The organism is Pontibacter amylolyticus, assembly GCF_014638845.1.
GTDB lineage: Bacteria > Bacteroidota > Bacteroidia > Cytophagales > Hymenobacteraceae > Pontibacter > Pontibacter amylolyticus.
In genome coordinates this window covers 359,719-378,577 of sequence record NZ_BMFP01000001.1, presented here as the reverse complement: position 1 = coordinate 378,577, position 18,859 = coordinate 359,719, and the positions used below count along the sequence as shown (strand labels likewise).

General features: G+C 51.0%; 17 protein-coding genes. 6 read left to right on the top strand and 11 right to left on the bottom strand.

Translation table 11 applies throughout. The features are described from left to right. Nucleotides 1-91: 91 nt before the first annotated feature. From ligA to IEV97_RS01590, 4 genes are all read right to left on the bottom strand, one after another. Complete coding sequence (ligA, locus tag IEV97_RS01605) at nt 92-2,104, bottom strand: NAD-dependent DNA ligase LigA (RefSeq protein WP_188499755.1); 2,013 nt, start codon at nt 2,102-2,104, stop codon at nt 92-94. Between the two features lie 238 nt (nt 2,105-2,342). Next, complete coding sequence (locus tag IEV97_RS01600) at nt 2,343-2,837, bottom strand: DUF4920 domain-containing protein (RefSeq protein ID WP_188499754.1); 495 nt, start codon at nt 2,835-2,837, stop codon at nt 2,343-2,345. Between the two features lie 122 nt (nt 2,838-2,959). Continuing rightward, nucleotides 2,960-5,311 carry a patatin-like phospholipase family protein gene (locus tag IEV97_RS01595; protein ID WP_188499753.1) on the bottom strand — a complete coding sequence of 784 codons (2,352 nt, stop codon included), beginning with the start codon at nt 5,309-5,311 and terminating at the stop codon, nt 2,960-2,962. A 13-nt stretch (nt 5,312-5,324) separates the two neighbouring features. Next, nucleotides 5,325-5,888: a hypothetical protein gene (locus IEV97_RS01590; protein ID WP_188499752.1), complete on the bottom strand. Its 564-nt coding sequence runs from the start codon at nt 5,886-5,888 to the stop codon at nt 5,325-5,327. Nucleotides 5,889-6,181: 293 nt separating this feature from the next. Here IEV97_RS01590 and IEV97_RS01585 point away from each other — a divergent pair, with 293 nt between their 5' ends. Beyond that, complete coding sequence (locus tag IEV97_RS01585) at nt 6,182-6,808, top strand: cytochrome c oxidase subunit 3 (RefSeq protein WP_188499751.1); 627 nt, start codon at nt 6,182-6,184, stop codon at nt 6,806-6,808. A 5-nt stretch (nt 6,809-6,813) separates the two neighbouring features. Here the strand turns inward: IEV97_RS01585 and IEV97_RS01580 are convergent, their stop codons facing one another. Further along, entirely contained in the window at nt 6,814-9,003 is a 2,190-nt protein-coding gene (locus IEV97_RS01580) for a T9SS type B sorting domain-containing protein (protein WP_188499750.1), read from the bottom strand. 367 nt (nt 9,004-9,370) lie between these two features. Between IEV97_RS01580 and IEV97_RS01575 the strand changes: the two genes are divergently transcribed. Further along, a complete protein-coding gene (locus tag IEV97_RS01575; RefSeq protein WP_229733739.1) occupies nt 9,371-9,769 on the top strand; it encodes a hypothetical protein in 399 nt (132 codons plus the stop codon). Nucleotides 9,770-9,893: 124 nt separating this feature from the next. Here IEV97_RS01575 and IEV97_RS01570 read toward each other — a convergent pair whose 3' ends face one another. From IEV97_RS01570 to IEV97_RS01560, 3 genes are all read right to left on the bottom strand, one after another. Then, entirely contained in the window at nt 9,894-10,325 is a 432-nt protein-coding gene (locus IEV97_RS01570) for a DUF2147 domain-containing protein (protein ID WP_229733738.1), read from the bottom strand. A gap of 662 nt (nt 10,326-10,987) precedes the next feature. Beyond that, entirely contained in the window at nt 10,988-11,362 is a 375-nt protein-coding gene (locus IEV97_RS01565; protein ID WP_188499748.1) for a hypothetical protein, read from the bottom strand. A gap of 100 nt (nt 11,363-11,462) precedes the next feature. Beyond that, nucleotides 11,463-12,098, bottom strand: coding sequence for a C40 family peptidase (locus tag IEV97_RS01560; RefSeq protein WP_188499747.1), 636 nt, complete (start codon nt 12,096-12,098; stop codon nt 11,463-11,465). Between the two features lie 266 nt (nt 12,099-12,364). Between IEV97_RS01560 and IEV97_RS01555 the strand changes: the two genes are divergently transcribed. The 3 genes from IEV97_RS01555 (at nt 12,365) to IEV97_RS01545 (ending at nt 15,480) form a co-directional block, all read left to right on the top strand. Beyond that, nucleotides 12,365-12,778, top strand: a complete 414-nt coding sequence (locus tag IEV97_RS01555; RefSeq protein ID WP_188499746.1) for a hypothetical protein — start codon at nt 12,365-12,367, stop codon at nt 12,776-12,778. A gap of 100 nt (nt 12,779-12,878) precedes the next feature. Further along, a complete protein-coding gene (locus tag IEV97_RS01550; protein WP_188499745.1) occupies nt 12,879-14,681 on the top strand; it encodes a M61 family metallopeptidase in 1,803 nt (600 codons plus the stop codon). Between the two features lie 355 nt (nt 14,682-15,036). Then, the gene (locus IEV97_RS01545; protein WP_188499744.1) at nt 15,037-15,480 is read left to right on the top strand and encodes a hypothetical protein; all 444 of its coding nucleotides are present in this window, start codon (nt 15,037-15,039) and stop codon (nt 15,478-15,480) included. A 28-nt stretch (nt 15,481-15,508) separates the two neighbouring features. Here the strand turns inward: IEV97_RS01545 and IEV97_RS01540 are convergent, their stop codons facing one another. After that, on the bottom strand, nt 15,509-16,933 hold the full coding sequence (locus tag IEV97_RS01540; protein WP_188499743.1) for a Glu/Leu/Phe/Val family dehydrogenase: 1,425 nt from the start codon (nt 16,931-16,933) through the stop codon (nt 15,509-15,511). A gap of 314 nt (nt 16,934-17,247) precedes the next feature. On the opposite strand from IEV97_RS01540, the gene IEV97_RS01535 reads away from it, so the two are divergent. Continuing rightward, entirely contained in the window at nt 17,248-17,739 is a 492-nt protein-coding gene (locus IEV97_RS01535) for a hypothetical protein (protein WP_188499742.1), read from the top strand. A gap of 89 nt (nt 17,740-17,828) precedes the next feature. On the opposite strand, the gene bamJ is transcribed toward IEV97_RS01535, so the two are convergent. Then, nucleotides 17,829-18,428: a BamJ family beta-barrel-assembly machinery protein gene (gene bamJ / locus IEV97_RS01530; RefSeq protein ID WP_188499741.1), complete on the bottom strand. Its 600-nt coding sequence runs from the start codon at nt 18,426-18,428 to the stop codon at nt 17,829-17,831. Nucleotides 18,429-18,572: 144 nt separating this feature from the next. Next, complete coding sequence (locus IEV97_RS20115) at nt 18,573-18,704, bottom strand: hypothetical protein (protein WP_262890279.1); 132 nt, start codon at nt 18,702-18,704, stop codon at nt 18,573-18,575. Between the last annotated feature and the right edge of the window lie 155 nt (nt 18,705-18,859).

Sequence of the window (18,859 nt, the reverse complement as noted above, 5' to 3'; positions counted from 1 at the left end):
TCCCAAGTTTAATTGTTTTATTGTTTGTTTGTAAATCAATAAGCGCCGGCCTCTGGTAGACCGGCGCTTATTTTTTTGTAAGATGCCCAAATTATTGGCTGACCAGACCCAGGAACTCGTCTTCGGAGAGGATGGTGATACCGAGCTTGTTGGCTTTCTCGAGTTTGGAAGGCCCCATTTTATCGCCTGCCACCAGGTAGGAGAGCTTGGCTGAGATAGAGCTCACCACCTTGCCGCCGTGGCTGGCAATAAGGCGCTGCAGGTCATCTCTGCTCAAGCTCTCGAACACCCCCGATATCACAAAGGTCTTGCCCTCCAGCTTGTCACTTTCCATTTCCAGGGCGGTTTTATCACTCTTAAATTGCAGCCCGGCAGCTTTCAGGCGTTCGATCAGCTCCTGGTGCTCGGGTCTGCTGAAGTACTGCAGCAGCGACTGCGCAATGCGGTCACCGATCTCGTTCACGGCGATCAGTTCTTCATACATGGCACCACGCAGCGCTTCTATATCCGGAAACTGCTCAGCCAGTTTCTTGGCAACAGTGCTGCCCACATAGCGGATTCCCAGCGCAAACAGCACGCGGTCGTAAGGCGTCTGCTTCGACTTCTCCAGACTGTTCAAAATGTTGTTGGCCGATTTCTCACCCATACGCTCCAGGTTCACCAGGTGCTCAAACCGCACGTCATAAAGATCCGCGACGTTATGAACCAGGCCTGCCTTGTAAAGCTGCTCGATGGTTTTGGGGCCGAGCTCGTCGATGTTCATGGCTTTTCGGGAGATAAAGTGCTCCAGTTTGGCCTGAATCTGCGGCGCGCAGCCTTCTTCGTTCGGGCAGTAGAAGTTCGCCTCGCCCTCGGCGCGCACCAACTCAGAGCCGCAAGCCGGGCAGTGGGTCGGGTAAACGATGGGCAGGGAGTCGGCAGGGCGTTGGCTGAAGTCCACCCCGGTGATCTTCGGTATGATTTCGCCCCCTTTCTCCACGTGCACGATGTCACCCAGGCGCAGGTCGAGGCGCTGGATCTCGTTGGCATTGTGCACAGAGGCACGTTTCACGACCGTGCCGGCCAGCAATACAGGCTCCATGATGGCGACAGGCGTAACGGCACCGGTGCGGCCAATCTGGTACTGAATGTCAAGCAGGCGGCTTACGGCGCTCATGGCCGGGTACTTGTAGGCAATCGCCCAGCGCGGGCTCTTGGCGGTATAGCCGAGCTCTTCCTGAAGGGCATAGCTGTTCACTTTCACTACCACGCCGTCAGTCGCGATGGGCAGTTCGTGGCGTTTCTGCTCCCATTCGTTGATGTAGTCCAGCACCGTGTCGATGGAGTTGCACTTACGCCAGGTATCCGACACCTTAAAACCCCATTTCTGGATGGCCTGCAAACTTTCAGAATGCGTGTCGAAGGGACTGGAAGCACTCATGAAACCGTATGAGAAGCAGCCCAGTTTGCGACTGGCCACAATGGTGGAGTCCTGCTGCTTGAGCGTACCGGAGGCGGCGTTTCGCGGATTGGCCAACAGTTGTTCACCAGCCTCTTCGCGGTCGGCATTAAGCTGCTCAAACACCTGCAAAGGCAAAAAGACCTCGCCACGCACCTCAAAACTATCCGGGTAATTTTTGCCTTGTACCTGCAGCGGAATGTCGCGGATTGTACGTACGTTGGCAGTGATATCGTCGCCCCGGGTACCGTCGCCCCGGGTGGCGCCCTGCACAAATTGGCCGTTCTCGTAGGTCAGGCTGATGGCCACCCCGTCGAACTTCTGCTCGCACACATACTCCACCTCGTCGCCCACGATCTTGCGCACCCGCTTGTCGAACTCGCGCAGGTCTTCCTCGGAGTAGGTGTTGCTTAGCGAAAGCATCGGGTACTTGTGGTACACGGTCTTGAAGCTCTTGGTGATAGTACCGCCCACACGTTGCGTAGGGGAGTTAGGCAGGCGCAGTTCCGGGTGCTGCTGCTCCAGTTGCTGCAAGCGCTCGAGCATCATGTCGAACTCATAATCACTGACTTCCGAAATGCTGTTCTGGTAGTATTGGTAGTTGAGGTAGTTGATGCGCTGGGTGAGTTCCTGAATCTCAGTGGCCGGATCGTGTGCTAAGTCCATAGGGTATTTCTGTTATGTCTGTAAAAATAGAAAACGGACCGCAGCTTGCCAAGACACGGCACGCATATACCTGCAACGAAGCCTTATAAATTACCAGTGAAGGTGTAAGCCATCCTGGTGCACAGCACTTGGCGGGAGTCGCAGCGCTAAGGTCAGGTATAGGGTAGGTATAGCAGCGGACAAAAAAAGCGGCTGCTCCGGAAGAACAGCCGCTCAGGTATGGGTATAGCAGTTTCTTTTATTTCAATTTCACGCCATCGGCTACGAAACGCAATTCTTCTCTTGGCTCGGTGATGGCGGCAATCTCCTCAGCAGTTTTCCCCGCATCCTCCGCGAAATGACGCTGGTCGTCCACCGAAATCACTTCATGTTTGGCTATACCTGTGAACACGGCTGTTTTACCTGAAAGGTCTTCTACCGGCAGGAAAAAACCGTAGTCACGGAAGGTTACCTTCATGGTGCTGCCGTCCTCCAGCTTCACGTCCATCCAGCACCCCTTTGACTGGCAGCTTTCAACAATCTCGGCAGCAACGGTGGCCTGTATGGAATCGTTTCCACTGACGGCTTGCTGCAGCTGACCGGCTGAAAGTACGTTTTGCTCTTCGAAGGAAGCACCGTATGCGTTCGCCTCAGCTACGGTCTCAGTAGTTTCCTGCCCTTCGGTTGTGTTGTCGTTTTGTGAACAGGCCTGCAGCACTGCGGCAGTCAATAGCAATGCAAATAGTTTTTTCATGGAGGTATAGGCTTTTCGTGATTTCAAATATAGAGATTATCCACTAAGTGCAAAAGCATTGCGATGTGTTCCAGCCAAAAAGCAGGTATACGCCGCCGAACGCTTTAGAAAGACCTGCTCACTTACTCTAGCGCCCTGTTCTGGAACAGCAGAAAACCCAGGTGAAACAACACTCCCCACTCTTTGGTCTTGTCGTTGTAATAATTCAGGCTCAGCGCGGCCGGCCCCAATATGCCGTGGTAGACGACCGCCGCCGTGGCGGCCACGCCCGTGCCAGTGAGCTTCTTTCCGTAGTAGGCCTGCTGCCTGTCATTCTGCAGGATCGGCCTGTAAGGCTGGAACAGATAGCCCTCTGCACGCGCCTCCAGTCGGGGAGTGATCAGGTAGACGTATTGCAGGCCTCCGGCCACAAACTCATGTGCCCGAAAGCGATCCAGGAACAAGGTCCGGCTGTCGGACAGGGGGTGGAAGGCGGGGGCTATGGTGAGGGTAGAGCGGTAATTGCTGAAAAAGGGCTGTGTCGAGATCACACCTTCCAGCCTGTAACCAAACCGGTGACTCCCACTGCCAAGGAAATCCTCAAAAGACAGCCGGCCATAAAACCAGCTGTGATCCGCTGAAAGGTTCCGGGATTCATTAGCCGTTGAGCCGGGTCTGTACCTTTCCGTTGCGTTCACCATTCGGCCTGTGGCCGTGAACGAGCGACCGCCGGAAGGATATTGTTTTCGATTGAGCCCCCCACGCCTGAATGTCGCACCCACCGTCAGCCCGCTCGTAGCGGTGCGGTCTAGGGTATCGGAGCGCTGTATCTCCAGGCGGTTGCTATACCTGTCGATGTGCTGCGCATAGGACGCGCTGAGCACCAGCCTGCCTTTGTAGGTGTTGGTAAAGCCCAGGTTGAGGCCAAAATTCCGGTCAGTCTGCTCCAGTAAGGGCAAATTGTTGCGCTCCAGCAGCAAACCGGTGGTGGAAAGAAAATTCCAGTGATTGTAAGTGAAGGCAGGTTCAATGTAGTAAGGCAGGCCCGCAGGCACGTCGATGCGCGTGCGCAGCTGCGCGCCCTGGTAAAACCGGCCTGTCTGGAAGCTTCCGGCAAAGGTATAGAGCTGCCGGCCGAGCACGCTGTACTCCATACCGGCGTAGATGTTGTCGATCGGACGCGAAGCGATCACGCCGCCCAACGCTATTTTCAGGCCGTCCTCTTTTTTTACATTCAGGAGCAGGTCGTAGGTCTTCGCCTTGGCATCGTAGCGCATGGTCGGGTACAGGCTGCGGAAGTTGTCGATGGCGGCCAGCCGGTAGTAGCCGGTTTTCAGGTCCTGCATGGTATAGCCCGCTTCCTGTGAGCTTCTGAAAAAGCGCTGCACAAAGTCCTGCTGATTTTTTTTGAGTCCCTGTATCTCCACGTTGCGGAAAGCGTGGGGCTGAAACCCGCCTCTGAATTTCTCCCGCTTGGTCCCGAGCGCCTCGGCACTCACCCTGCGCTTTATTTTCGCCTGAATCTGCTCCATGTTGTCATTCGTCACCTTGTACCCAGCCGCGAAAAAGTCTTCTACATTTTTGAAATCCAGCGAATTGAGGTTGCCCAGATCAGGCTGCAGGTAAATGTCCTTTTCTGTCAGGGCGGTGGAGTCGGAGTTCGACATCATGGCGTAGAGCAGGGTATAGGCCAGGTCAAAGTCATCGTTGTCGTAAGGGTATTCGCTGTAGGTTTTAGAAGACACGTTCACCCCGATGATGATGTCCGGGTTGAAGTCCTTGCGGGCGACATCCACCGGAAAGTTGTTGTACAGTCCGCCGTCAAACAACAGGCGTTTCTCAATCCGGATGGGCTTGTAGAAGAGCGGCACTGTGAGCGTGGCCCGTACGGCGTCGGCCAGCTGGCCTTTGCGCAGGATGACCTGTTGCTGGGTGAAGATGTCGGCCGCAACGCAGCGGAAGGGTACCATCAGTTTGTCGAAGTCGTAGCCGGCGTGGGCGGCAGGCTGGGAGAGGAGCTGCGCCAGGGCAAAGTTGAGCGAGGCGTCGTTTACCAGATTGGAAGTGAGCTTGGCCTGAAAAGCCGAGTCGAGCGCCACATGCAGCTTGAGCAGGGCAGGGTTGGGGTCAGGTGAGGCAAAGTTGTAGGTATAGTTCTGCTCCGGTTTGCCGGTGGCCCAGGCCTGAAAAGCCTCCGTATTGATCAGGTACTCAATCTCGGCAGGAGAGTAGCCGGCCGCGTACAGCGCCCCCACGATGCCTCCCATGGAGGTGCCCACAATGTAGTCGATCGGGATGTTGTTTTCTTCCAGCGCCTTGAGAACGCCCACATGCGCAATCCCTTTAGCGCCGCCACCGCTAAGCACGAGCGCCACTTTCTGGGCATAGCCAAGTCTGGACCCGCTGAGCAGCAGGACGACGAGGAGCAGGTATGGAAGGGTGTTTCGGTATACCTGTATGCGTAAAAGTTGGCGGGCAGCCTGCAATAGGCGCATAGTTTGTGTTTTATCAGTTTCTAAGGTCAGCCCAGCGCGCACTGTGGATCGTGAACAGCATGCGCCCCGTCAGCCTGGACGTGTAGCGGGCGGGTACCCGAAGGCGCAGGTCCTGCAGCATCAGTTCGAAACTGGTGCTGAAGGTGATCGTGTTACGATCGGGCGTGAAAGTGACCGGGACAACCATTTCTTTGACAATACCTTGTATGTTAACGAAAACCCTGCTGTTGAGCGTCTGCCTGTTTCGGTTACCGGCATTGATCTGCTCAATCGGTGCTTCGATCTCAATATACAGCTCTGGGTAACGGGATGCAAAAAAGATGTCCTGCACCATGGATACAGGGCTGGAATCGTTGGCCGGCAGCAGGTTTTCGATGGGCAGGAGGCACTCGAGTTTGCGGGTATTCTGATCGTAGCGCACCAGCATTTTGGTAGACTGAAAGTCGTAGGTGCTGCGTGCCCCCTCCAGGCTGATCTGCATGCTGTTGTTGGCTGTGTAGGGTATACGGTGTGGCTGGGCTTGCGCCGGTACGGCCATCAGTAAAAACCAAAGTACAGGCAGTAACAATTTTATCATAATGGGGCTTGCTTTGCGTGTACTCCTGCTAACGCAAATCAGCCGTGAAAGGTAGAGCGGTGGCAGCGCTTTTATCCAGGGAAAATCTCCTGAAACAAGCTGCCTGCCACCCGGCACCGGCCAAACCTGGCCTGGACTGTAAAATAGACCGGTAAATCTTATTTTTTGTGAGGCATTTACAAAACTATAACCCCCGCTAGTTGGTATACAGAATAAGATAAATTACCCGCAATTGAATTGAACAGAGGAGGCCCGCAGCCATAAGCCGGGAATGCTCGGGGAGATGACTCGACATGAACCAGGACAGAAAGAATAAGGTAGGCGCACGCCAGGGCTCAGCATTTGGCAAGATCGAGCATCTGCACCCGATCCGGATGCTGTTATACCTGAGCATGGTTGGTATTGGCGTGCTGTTCTTTGTGCTAATTGTGGCTTTTGTTCGGACGGGCGGCTTCGGAAGCGAACAGTTTTCCCTTCCAAAGTTTTTCAGCGTCAGCACCCTTATCCTGCTTTTCAGCAGCTACACCATCAGCAAGGTTCCCCGCATCTACAAAAAAGACAAACTCCGGAAAATGACGCGCTACCTGGCCCTTACCTTCCTGCTGGGAGTGGCCTTTATCGGGGCGCAGATCCTGGGCTGGCGTGAACTGACACTATCCGGTGCCTACTTTACCGGCAAAGCCTCAGGTAGCTACCTATACCTGATCACGTCGCTGCACCTGCTGCACTTGCTGGGCGGTATGATCTTTCTGGCTTTCCTGCTCATCAAAACGGCCCACATGGCCAACGATGGGGTACGCAGCCTGATCTTCATCCGTGACCCGTACCGCCGCCTGCAGCTGGCCATGCTCAACACCTACTGGCACTTCCTGGGAGCCCTCTGGCTCACGCTATACCTGGTCATCCTCTTTATGGCCTAAGCCCACTAGCGCACCAGCGTCACGGATCCCCTGAACTTATCTGCCCCGTAATCGATCACGTAGTAATACACTCCGTCATTTACGTCCTTTCCGTCCCACTTAAAGTTGTGCGCTGTGCTCGAGAATACCTCTTTGCCCCAGCGGTTGTAGATGCGGATGTGCTGGAAGGAGCTCGTGCAGACGTCTGCCGGCATGCCCGGAATCTCAAAGAAATCATTCAGGCCATCCGCATTGGGTGTAAAAATATTGGGCGGGGTAAAATTCTTGTAGTCCGGGACTTTAACTTTAAACTCCATGGTGATCTGCTGCAAAGGGGAAGGGGCGCAGGCATCTTCCTGTAAGATAAAATCAACCCGTAACACACCTTGCTGAAAGGCATCGCAGTTGGCCGTCCAGTTAAATTTGCCTGTGGCTGTACCCGCACCACCGGTGGACGTGAAGGCCATGCCCAGACTGGCCAGGTCGAAATTCTCGCCCCGCGCCTGCATGCTCAGCAGGTGTTTGTCCAGGTCAGTGCCCGTAAAGTTGGCCTCAAAAGGTTCGTTCAGATCCAGCTCAAACACCAGTACCTGCTTGTCTGTTGTGAGCACCGGCACCTGATTCGGGTAGTCCGTCCTGACCTCGATCACTTCCGTCCGTGTCAATTCCTTTCCGCATACCATGGACGTTGCCGTAAATTCGATCTGATAGGAGTCCTGCCGGAGCGTTTCGCAATCTATCTGCCACCTGAAAGGGGACTGTACCTGCCCGATGCCCTTGTTACTCCGGAAATTGATCGGCACGGAATTGATATCGAAGTTCAGCCCTCTGGCAAAAATGGTCACTTCATCGTTGTCGGCGTCGAAGCCCAGCACGTTGAAGTCAATCACATCGCCCTCCATCACAGTATACAATTTGTCAGGGCGAGAGAGCTGAATCGTGGGCGGTTCGTTGGGTATGGGGTCAATGATGAAGCTCACCTGCAATGTGTCCTGCCTTGGCAGACTGCACCCATTGTCTTTCACGATCAGGTCGAGCTTAAAGACCTTCCCTTCTGTGTCGAAGCACTCATCAAAACACACATTCGCCTTCAACGTCTCCTGGCCACCGGGACCATTTACAATGCCACTGGTAGTACCGGTGAATGTATAGAGGTCACTGCGGAAATTGACAGGGCGTGCATAGAGCGTAATTCTGGAGTTAGGGTCCGGGTCTGTGAACTCCACGTTCAGGCAGCGGGCGTCGGTCGGGCTGATCCGAATGACGTCGCCTCGCTTGTAGTTGGTGGTCTGGCCGTTCACTTTCGCTTGCACAACCGGGCTTTCGTTGCGCGGACAGTCTTTTACGAGCAGCTGAAAGTCACGTCGCACTTCCCCGATCTTCACCCCGCCCCGGTACTCCTGCACGCGCACAGCAAACACGAACAGGCCTACGCGATCCGGCCTTACTGTCAGCCTGCCTGTCTGCTTTTCGATGATGATTGGTGGGGATCCCTGTATCTGATTGTCGCGGTTATACCCGGGCAGCCACCTGACCTCGGGGTATGGCGCAGGCCTTGCAATTGGGGCAGCGTTGGTCGGGTCTGGCGTGGCGTAGCCGTTGAGCGGGGTCACCATGTCATATACCAGGGAGTCGCCGTCGGCGTCGGTACCGCTGAAATCGTAGTAGAACAGCTCATTGGCGCAGGCATAGTCGCTCAGCGGCGGAAACAGGCGGGGAGAGGAATTGACAAACTGCGTTCCGTTTTTGGTGACAGGCGGAAACTCCATGTAGAAGACCTGGCCGGCCGCATCTGGCATCACGATGTTGTTGATCGTGCGGTTGCGGCAGCAGCGCTCCCAGGCCATGTAGTAACCCTGCTGGTTGTTGAACATGTTGGGTGACAGCATAACATCCTGCGAGTACACGATGCGGCGGGTGCGCAGCTCTCCGACCGTGCAAGCAATATCGGTGTAGTTCACGAAAGTGTCGCTGCGTAGGGGCAGCTGCACATCCATCATGAAGCGGTTGGTGCCCTTGTCAAATATCCTGATATTGGCAGAAGGGTCCCGTGCGCCCGGTGTGCCGTTCACATCATCAAAATAGAGGTTCATCGTGATGCGGTAAAAATAGCCTGAGCGGTGCTCTATCTCCAGTTCGCCACCGACAATATGTGTGGCTGTAGCCTGAAGGCATACCATTAGGAGGCACATCAAAAGAAGTAAAGCGTGTTTCATGTCAGGCGGCGTTTTGGTTTGCTTCAAATTCCGGTAAAATAGTACTGGTAGTGCGGTATAAGTTACATGAAATCCTGAAACTTCGCTATATAGCCCAAAACTTTGTAGTTATTGCATCCAACATTCGGGGATGTTTTGCGTTATATGGCATCTGGGTATCAGTTTAATATTTCAATTGCGAGTTAAAATATTACTGTTTATACGCATCCAAAACAATCCACGCCTACTGGAGTTATAAGCAGACACAAAATTTTTGGTGCCTTTCAAAATCGATCGTTTACCGGATAATCTATATACCATGATGACGCTAACACAAGAACTTGAACTGAAGAAAAGATTGCTCCAGGAGTCAACTAAGCTGTTAAACATGCAAATTCAGGCAGCGAAAGATGCCATGGACGAGGCGCAGGAGAGTGCCAATGAGCACCACGGCGCCATTGAAGACAAATTTGAATCCTTCCGGGAGGCCTGCCAGATCCAGCGCGACATGTATGCGCGGCAGCTGGACGAACTGATCACCACGATGGGCGTGCTGAAACGGGTGAACTCTACGAAGGAAAATAAGGAAGTGTCGTTTGGGGCAGTGGTGATGACCGAGCTTCAAAACTATTTTATAGGCGTGAGCCTGGGTGAGATCAAGATCGACGGGGAGTCATTCTATGCCATTTCGGGCTTGTCGCCGCTATATAAGGCGATGGAGGGCAAAAGCAGCGGAGAGAGCTTTGAGTTCCGAGGCAAATCGTATAAGGTCCTGCAAGTATTTTAATACTGACCATCAGTATAGTAAACCTTTTGCCCGAAAAACAGTTTAATATAGCAGTAAAGGGTTGAAAACAGAAAAGGTTGGCTTTCGGGCCAACCTTTTCTGTTTTATATGCTGGAGTTTGGCGCTACTCTACGCGCGTCCAGTTCTGCGTTCTACCAATCAGGGAAATGCCAATGTAACCTTTTACTTCCATCTTGTCTTTGCCCGTCATTTTCATATAACAGGAGTAGGTTTTGCCGCTCTCCGGGTCATAGATGGTTCCATCGTCCCACTTGTTGCCGCCGTCGTACTTAAAATCCTTCATGAACACCATACCCTGCAGCGGACGGTTGCGCATTTTCTTGTCCGGGTTGTTATCATCCAGCTTTGGTTTGCCATTTCTGAGCGGCTCTTTCAATTGCACGATCTTGCCATACAGTTTATCGCCTGACTGGTAAATCTCAAAACGAGCTTTGCCTTCTTCGTTGGTCCAGATGCCGACAGGAGAAAGTTTCTGAGCCCACGCTACAGTAGAAAGCAGCATTAGCGCTACAAGGGTTAGCAGGTGTTTTTTCATAATTAAGTTTTTGTTTGATAAGATTAGTAACGAAATATAGCTAAAATAATTCATTTTTCAACTAAAATACGCCGCTGGTCGATTTTAAGGCAAAGGCAGCGTATTGAGGCTTATTTTTTAGCGGAAATAACAAAGGGCGTTTAGTTTTCTTATACCTGACCAAAGCCTACTCTGCTACTGCACCTGCTTTATTTTGAGCCACTTAAGTTGACAGTATGCAATTTAGGGTCCACAATGTGTGCTTCGAAAAGAAAAAACGATAAAATAAGTGCAGAACCTTGTGAACTTATCGGCGTTATTTTAACTTTATACAATCAGTGAAAGCGGCGAGTGCTGCGGCTTTGCGTATGACTGCCCCGTGCAGCGGCGCATGGTTTATGTCGGACTAAAGAGAAAGGAGGTGCTATGTCTAATCCATCAGTCGTCTTAGTAAGCCTTGGTAATAGTGTTCACCTCAACAGTGAACTGGCTTAGTAAGCAGTGAGTATCTACTGCTTACGCAGTAAATATTACCTTTGGTCTTGAGTGATGGTGCTGCTGCAAAACAGGGCGCCGCTTGTTAAGATTTGAAGGATTCTTAAAGCGCTTGGTGTAACTTGACGGGCTACACTAGGCGCTTTTTCTTTTCCCGGCCTGCTTACCTTGTCTAAGATAATATAGAGCTATAGATCGTCTTTATAGATCGTGTTGTTGCGCAGACGCCTTTCTCTTAAGAACGAAGCCACATAAGAAAGCACCGCTAAGAAGCAGCTAATACCCATCAGCAGGATAAGGACGTGTTTGCTGTCCCACACAAAAGTATCCGGATCAATGCGCAGAATCAGCAGAAAACCTGCCATTAGGGTTAGTGCCGAAACAGTATGAAATACAAAACGGTTGTGGCGCTTGAGGTGATACGTGGTGGCCAGCAACAGTATCCCGAATACCGGAGCCAGCAAGGCTAGCAGGGGGCGGGAGGGAGATAGAAAATAAGCTGCAAGCCCGGCGAGGATCAAAACCAGGGCGTTGATGGAATTGGCTATGTAAGGATGCACCATATCTTTTTCGTTTAGCGGAAAATTGCCCGACCAGCAAGTGCCAGTCGGGCTATATAGTGTGTCTTACGTAATTACCGCGATTTTATGTTTAGCCTATACCTTACAGTACGCGTCTAACGTCCAGAAAACGGACATCATACCCTGTGCCTTCTACCTGGCTGATCTTAACACCGCCATTGGAAGAGGAATGCACGAAACTGATGGTGTCCCCTGGTTCAGAGATAACGATACCGACATGACCCGGCTCCCGCACCTGCGGATTTGTACCCGTAAATATTACCAAGTCGCCCGGACGCGCCTCGTCCCTCGATACCGATCTGCCATCCTCAGACTGTGTGGTCGAAGAACGCGTCACCGGCACACCAAACTCCTGGTAAACATGCGATGTAAAACCGGAGCAGTCGAAGCCACTATCGCTTGTGCCGCCATATTTATATGGGGTTCCCATTAAAGTCAGAGCATAAGTGACTAATTCATCCGCCGGGGTTTCTCCACGGGCGTTTATCCAACCTCTTTCAGCAACTCTCTTCAATGAAGTTCTTTCAGACTTGATAATGGCATTGCGCTTTTCTGAACTTGCTTTATGTATTGAGGACTCAGGATTGTCAGTTTTTGCACTGGCAAAATGCACTTGGGTTGTTTCATCAATTGGGGATGCTGCCTGGTCGCCATCCGTTGACACAAGTATCAACAGCAGTGCGACTGGGGCAAGCATTAAGGCAAATATCTTTTTCATAGCAGTAGGGTTTAGGTTTCTTAACATAACCTATGGAAATATCGTGCCAGAATCCCCCGATAGTTTGTAACAACAGTCCTACCTACGTGAGTTAACCTGAACATAGTCAGGTAGTAGTCTTGATTTAACAGTCGATTTAGGCCCGTTAATCAGCTGATTTGGGCCATTCATCTAATTAAGAACTCTTTAAGTAAATATTTTGGTATAATTGTGTTAAAAATTATCACATATTTTATAATATTGCAGACAGATTAAATCTTAAAGGGATGGAGTTGTTTAAGGCGGATACCTGTGAAGTGAGCTTTGTAGCAGACCGGTTGGAGTTACGGTTCGACCGGCACATGCAGTCACAGGATTTTAGGAGGGGACTACTCAAGGCATTGCAGTTTGCCAAGGATCATCGGATCAAGTTATGGTTATTTGACCTTCGCAGCATTGGAAAACTGAGCGAAGATGAGGAAACCTGGTTGCAGGTGCAGATTTTTCCGCAGATCATGATGCACCTGGGCACAGACAATCATGTAGCACTGGTGGTAGACGAGCGCTGTTACGATGACATGATCAAAGAATCGGGTCTGTTGGGACTCAAAAGCTATAATTCCTTCATCATCATGAATACTTTTTGCGACTTGCAGGGTGCCATCGAATGGCTCGACCATCGCCAGTCGGAGTGCGCCTAAGCCGGTCAGTCAGGCTATACATGGATCATGCGGATTTTGAAAAGCAGGCTTTTTATTGTAAAATGCCGGATAGCTTTTAATCATCAATCCAAAAAACCGCATGTTTCACCCCAGGCATTCTATCCTATACCTTTTCTTATCCTGTTGCTTCTTTTTCCTGACCATTCTCCCGGCCCTTGCCGCCGACCTGCGCTATACTTTGTCGATGCCAGAGCCGCATACCCATTATTTTGAGGTAGGGGTGGAGTTGAGCGGAGCCCGACAAAACTACATCGACTATAAAATGCCGGTCTGGGCGCCGGGCTCATACCTGGTGCGCGAGTTCGCCAAAAACGTGGAGGGCTTTAGCGCCACCGACAAATCGGGCAAAGCATTGCGCCACGAGAAGATCAGCAAAAACACCTGGCGTGTGTACAGCAACAAGGCCGATGCCGTGCGGGTGCGCTACAAGGTATACGCCTTTGAGATGAGCGTACGCACCAGCTTTCTAGATGCCTCGCATGGCTACGTGAACGGCACGAGCATGTTTATGTACCCGGAAGGCTATCAAAAGCAGCAGGGCACGCTGGTGGTGCAGCCCTATAAAGACTGGAAAACGGTCTCCACCGGCCTCAAAAGCACCGGCAGCTTTACCTATACCTTCCCTGACTACGACGTACTGGCCGACTCACCGCTGGAGATTGGCAACCACGAGGTGCTGCGTTTTGAAGCAGGTGGAGTGCCCCACGAGGTAGCCATGTACGGCGAAGGCAACTACGAGCCGGCGCGTTTGCTGGCCGACATGAAAAAAGTAGTGGAGGAGTCCATCAGCCTGATGGGCAAGCTGCCTGTTGACCGTTACGTGTTCATTGTGCACAACCTGCACCGCGGTGGCGGCGGACTGGAGCACCTCAATTCGACCACACTGCAGACGAGCCGCTGGAACTATGGCACGGAACAGGGCTATACCGGCTTTATGGCGCTGGTGGCCCACGAGTACTTCCACCTCTGGAACGTAAAGCGTATGCGCCCGGCACCGCTCGGTCCCTTCGATTATGACAAAGAAAACTATACTCGTTTGCTGTGGGTGTCGGAGGGCATTACAAGCTATTACGACGATCTGCTCACTCAACGGGCCGGACTGATGAGTACACAGCGCTACCTGGATGTAGTGGCGGGTAGCATCACCTCCGTGGAGAACACACCGGGTAACCAGGTACAGACGGTGGCCGAGTCCAGCTTCGATGCCTGGATCAAGTACTACCGACGCAACGAGAACACAAACAATGCCGAGGTGTCCTATTATACCAAAGGTGGTGTGCTGGGGCAGTTGCTCAACATGGAGATCATGAAAAATACCAAAGGTGACAAGAGCCTGGACGATGTGATGCGCTACATGTACGACCGCTACTACACGAAGCTGAACCGCGGCTTTACGGAGCAGGAGTTTAAAGAGGCGCTGGAACGCTTTGCCGGTCGCAAGCTGGATGATTTCTTCCAGAACTACGTACACGGAACCAAAACACCGGACTACAATCAGTATTTCGAGGCAGCCGGTCTGCGCCTTGTCAACCAAAACGAAGGCGTGCTTAACCTGAACTGGGGTGCTGGTACAGCCCTGGAAAACGGCCGCACTATTGTAAAGACCGTGGCCCGAGGCAGCAGTACGTATGAGGGTGGACTGAACGTAAACGACGAGCTCATCGCGATTGAAGGCTATAGAGTAGAAAGCGACATTTCCCCGTTGATCAGTGGCCGCGCGATTGGCGATCAGGTACCCGTAACTGTTGTGCGCGATGGCAAGTTGCTGGAACTGCAAATTCCGATCGTGGCAGACAAGAGCGTTCGCTATCGGTTTGAGCGGGTGGAGAAACCGACTGCAGTACAACAGAAAATCTACAATAAGTGGCTGAAGCAGGGGTAACCTGCCAATACCTTCAAGCACTTCAAAAAGGCGACGCCTCAACAGGAGCGTCGCCTTTTTAATTAGGTACCTATCATAGTGATGATCCAGTAAGGCTGAGTTAATATATACATCCAGAAAAGGTGGTGGTATAAGCCGTTAGTGAATAGACTAAGCAGGAGGAAAGAGATTAGCGGCAAACTAATATAAATATAGCTGTTTTAGTATGGATATTTAAAATAGTACTGCTTTTTAGTTATAAGTCAGAATATAAATTGGACTAGGATTATTAATTTTTTAATAGATGGTATTTGCACAAAAATAAATAACATATTATATTTCGAATATAAATACCAGAAACCAAGCAGTTTACTCTATGGTTATCAGTGATTCGTCCAATGCATTTGTTCACTATTCGAAGGAAGCCAACGTGCTGTGCATAAGCTGGAAACTGAATCCGGGAATGGAGCAGTTCAAAAATCTGTACTGGCAGGTACTGCAATTTGTAAAGACCAGTCCGAAGATCTGCTATTATACCACTGACATTTCACGCATTGGCCCACTGGATGCGGAACAGGAAGCCTGGTTGAGCCGCGAGTATTATCCCCAGGTATCCGATATAATCGGCGAAGACATTTACGCAGCCGTTATCTTCTCAGAAGGCCATTTTAAGGCGCTGGTCAGCAATTACATTGCATCGCCACTGCTGCCGGTGCATGACTTCATTCATTTCAATTACTTCACGGATATGGAAGAAGCAATGGATTGGCTGATGTATATGCAAAAAGGCCAGGACCTTGCCATCTCAGCAAAATCCTGACCTCTATTTCTGCAGTTACGCTAACCTGTTAAGGGAAAATTCCGAGTGCTTCGTAGCTTACCCCAATCTTTTCGATAGCCGAAAGGAAAGCGGCGGTACGCATGTCTTCTATGTCTTTTCTGTTCATCACCCCTCTGATCTCGTGATAGGCATTGATCATGGTGTCCTCCAGCCCGGAGCGCACCAGGCTGATCTCATCAGAGCCCTGTATTAGTAAGCTGCGCTCGTGCGTGGACATGCTCTTACCGGAGGCGCTTTCGATCGCATTAACCAATCGGCGGTGGCTGGCTTCCTCTGCCCGCTTGCCCATACGCCCAAAGCGCACGTTCGACAGGTTCTTGAGCCACTCGAAGTAAGAAACCGTCACACCGCCCGCATTGATGTACAGGTCAGGTATGATGATGATGCCTTTCTGTAGTAAAATTTTCTCAGCATCACGGGTAACGGGTCCGTTGGCACCCTCCGCCACAATTTTGGCTTTGATGCGGGCGGCATTGTCCGCGTTAATCTGGTTTTCAAGCGCGGCAGGCAGCAGCACATCGCACTCTTCTTCCAGCAGGTCAGCCGAGTTTTCGAAGTTCTTGCACTGGCCGAAATTCAGAATGGAGCCCGTTTCGCTGCGGTGTTTAAAGGCCTCAGCCACATCAATGCCGTTGGCATTGTAAATGCCCCCTTCGCGCTCAGCTATACCAATGATGATGGCGCCGTCCTGCTGGCAGAAGTTCGCGGCGTTGTAGCCCACGTTGCCCAGGCCTTGCACAATGATGCGCTTGCCTTCCATGGTGTTGCCTTCAATACCTGCTTTTTTCATGAGGTCACTGTCGCTGAAAGCTTCGCGTATACCATAGAATATACCTAAGCCGGTGGCTTCTGCACGGCCCCGTATACCTCCCTGCCCAACGGGTTTGCCGGTTACGCAACCCAGCGCGTTGGTTTCGCCGTACTTGAGTGCCTGGTAGGTGTCAGCGATCCAGGCCATTTCACGGCTTCCCGTTCCATAGTCAGGAGCTGGCACGTCCATACCTGGCCCAATCAGGTTTCTTTTGATGAGCTCAGCCGCATACCGGCGTGTTACCTTCTCAAGTGTTTTTACAGAGCTTGTACGCGGGTTGATCTTAACACCTCCCTTTGCACCACCAAAGGGAACGTCCACCACAGCGCACTTAAATGTCATGATAGTGGCAAGTGCCTTCACCTCATCCTCATCTACTTGCATGCTAAATCGGATACCGCCTTTAGACGGAAGCTTATGGTGGCTGTGCTGTACCCTGATGCCTTCGAACACTTCTACACGGCCGTCAATCTCTACCGGAAACGACACTTTATAAACGCTGTTGCAGGTTTTGATCTGTGCCAGGATACCAGGGTCTAGTTTTGAATAACTGGCAGCGTGGTCGAAGAACTGGTGCACGCTCTCCAGAAATTTTCTGCCCTCATTGTTGGTGTTTGCCATACGAGTATATCTTTTTGGTGAATGCATTAAATGTGTTTAGAACGTCTGCCCGGCTAATTTGTTTGCTTAGAGGCTTTTGTTTCAGTATCCGGCTGTGATTATGGTAAAATAATTTAGTGGCTTAGCTACTTGTCTCTAAGCCAGTTAGGGAAGACAACTATATGAATCCAATAAAATATTTAACTATATTTTGTTAATCATATATAAATATTACATCTTTGTTTATAATATAATCCTTGTCAGCTGGGTTTTGTTAAATTAATTCAGTCATGTTTACAACTTGGCGGCCAATCGCCGCATAATCTGATCCTGCCATGTACAGAGACAATTTGATAGGTGCCAATGCTTTTGGCAAACACTTTTCGGTAAAGGACAAGAACCGGAGTGTGTTGCAGGAGCAACTTATACTTAAGTACAATCACGATGAACAAACACTCTATATTAAGTGGGAGGGAGAGGTAAGCTCGAACGAGTTGCGGCAGGGCTACGCCCACATCATGAACATGGTCCTGACCTACAAGCCCCAAAAATGGATCATGGACCTGCAAAACAGGTTATCCATCGAAAAAGAGGATCAGCAGTGGGTGTTCAAGTATATTTTCCCGCAGGTGCTGCGCGCAGTGAACAAAAATGTGTTTGTGGCGATCGTGATGCCGGTGTTTGCTTACAACAGCCTGGTAAATGAAATAGACGGAGACGAGCTGATGGACGGGGATAACTTTATGATCATCCACCATTTTCTATACCAGGAGGAGAGCCGTCGCTGGCTGCTGGAAATGGCCGAAACAGATCTGAAGATAGCCTAGGTATTAGGTATAGGATAGTCAAATAAGAAGAGGTCCGGCCGTCGTGTTTAGAACGTGGCCGGACCTCTTTAGTATTATGGCAGTCTGAATTAGTGTACTGAGATCAGCTCCACATCAAAAATAAGGGTCGTGTTTGGTCCGATCGTGTCACCCGCGCCTTGTGATCCGTACGCCAGTTCCGATGGAATGAACAGTCTCCACTTGGCACCTTCTTTCATCAACTGAAGCGCCTCTGTCCAGCCGGCGATTACGCCGTTTACCGGGAAAGTGGCCGGCTGTCCGCGCTCATAGCTCGAGTCGAATACGGTGCCGTCGATCAAAGTGCCATGGTAATGGGTTGTTACCTTGTCAGAGGCAGCCGGCGACTTGCCCGTGCCTTCCTCCAGTACTTGGTACTGCAGACCGCTTGGCAGAGTCTTCACACCTTCTTTGTTTTTATTTTCAGCTAAAAAGGCCTCGCCGGCTTTCTGGTTTTCACCGCCCTTCGCGCCCTGCTTCTGTTGCATCTCCTGCTGCAGCGCCATCATGGCCATCTGGATTTCCTGCTGCGACAGAGAGGAGGGCTGACCGGCGATCACCTCTTTCAAGCCTTTAAAAAAAGCTTCCGCTTCGATGTCGATCCCCTGCTTTTTGAGGTTGGCAGCCATGTCGCGGCCAATGATGTAGCTTATTTTTTCCTGTTGTGTCATGTATAATGGTATAGATGATAGGATTGGTTTTAGATTGGTAAAGGTACGGTAATTGAGGCTATTTACCTATAAAGGGCCGTACGGGGATAAAAAAAGCAGGTTGTGAAACCTGCTTTGGAATTTATCAAAACAACAGTCGCAAGTCTAGAGATACAGATGTATGTCTTCTTCGTGGAGGTCCATTTGGAGCTGCTCAGGTGACATCCAGCCTTTCATGAAATAGCCGAATGTGGTACCGATAAGCAGGAGAGAGGAGATTTTCGTAAAGCGCATCATGTTTGTTAGCCTGAAGAGTTAAACTTAAGTTTCTTAACGCTATATAGAGATTAAGGTTATACCCGTTATAGGCTCATGAATTGTATTTTAGAAATAAAACGTAAAGTTGGTTCGTTGTCTTGCAATTGGAGTCAAAATACGGCGACTTATAATTA

Coding starts and splice junctions, on each gene's coding strand:
- ligA (WP_188499755.1), bottom strand. CDS start 2,104: ATGGACTTAGCACACGATCCGGCCACTGAGATTCAGGAACTCACCCAG.
- IEV97_RS01600 (WP_188499754.1), bottom strand. CDS start 2,837: ATGAAAAAACTATTTGCATTGCTATTGACTGCCGCAGTGCTGCAGGCC.
- IEV97_RS01595 (WP_188499753.1), bottom strand. CDS start 5,311: ATGCGCCTATTGCAGGCTGCCCGCCAACTTTTACGCATACAGGTATAC.
- IEV97_RS01590 (WP_188499752.1), bottom strand. CDS start 5,888: ATGATAAAATTGTTACTGCCTGTACTTTGGTTTTTACTGATGGCCGTA.
- IEV97_RS01585 (WP_188499751.1), top strand. CDS start 6,182: ATGAACCAGGACAGAAAGAATAAGGTAGGCGCACGCCAGGGCTCAGCA.
- IEV97_RS01580 (WP_188499750.1), bottom strand. CDS start 9,003: ATGAAACACGCTTTACTTCTTTTGATGTGCCTCCTAATGGTATGCCTT.
- IEV97_RS01575 (WP_229733739.1), top strand. CDS start 9,371: ATGCAAATTCAGGCAGCGAAAGATGCCATGGACGAGGCGCAGGAGAGT.
- IEV97_RS01570 (WP_229733738.1), bottom strand. CDS start 10,325: ATGAAAAAACACCTGCTAACCCTTGTAGCGCTAATGCTGCTTTCTACT.
- IEV97_RS01565 (WP_188499748.1), bottom strand. CDS start 11,362: ATGGTGCATCCTTACATAGCCAATTCCATCAACGCCCTGGTTTTGATC.
- IEV97_RS01560 (WP_188499747.1), bottom strand. CDS start 12,098: ATGAAAAAGATATTTGCCTTAATGCTTGCCCCAGTCGCACTGCTGTTG.
- IEV97_RS01555 (WP_188499746.1), top strand. CDS start 12,365: ATGGAGTTGTTTAAGGCGGATACCTGTGAAGTGAGCTTTGTAGCAGAC.
- IEV97_RS01550 (WP_188499745.1), top strand. CDS start 12,879: ATGTTTCACCCCAGGCATTCTATCCTATACCTTTTCTTATCCTGTTGC.
- IEV97_RS01545 (WP_188499744.1), top strand. CDS start 15,037: ATGGTTATCAGTGATTCGTCCAATGCATTTGTTCACTATTCGAAGGAA.
- IEV97_RS01540 (WP_188499743.1), bottom strand. CDS start 16,933: ATGGCAAACACCAACAATGAGGGCAGAAAATTTCTGGAGAGCGTGCAC.
- IEV97_RS01535 (WP_188499742.1), top strand. CDS start 17,248: ATGTACAGAGACAATTTGATAGGTGCCAATGCTTTTGGCAAACACTTT.
- bamJ (WP_188499741.1), bottom strand. CDS start 18,428: ATGACACAACAGGAAAAAATAAGCTACATCATTGGCCGCGACATGGCT.
- IEV97_RS20115 (WP_262890279.1), bottom strand. CDS start 18,704: ATGATGCGCTTTACGAAAATCTCCTCTCTCCTGCTTATCGGTACCACA.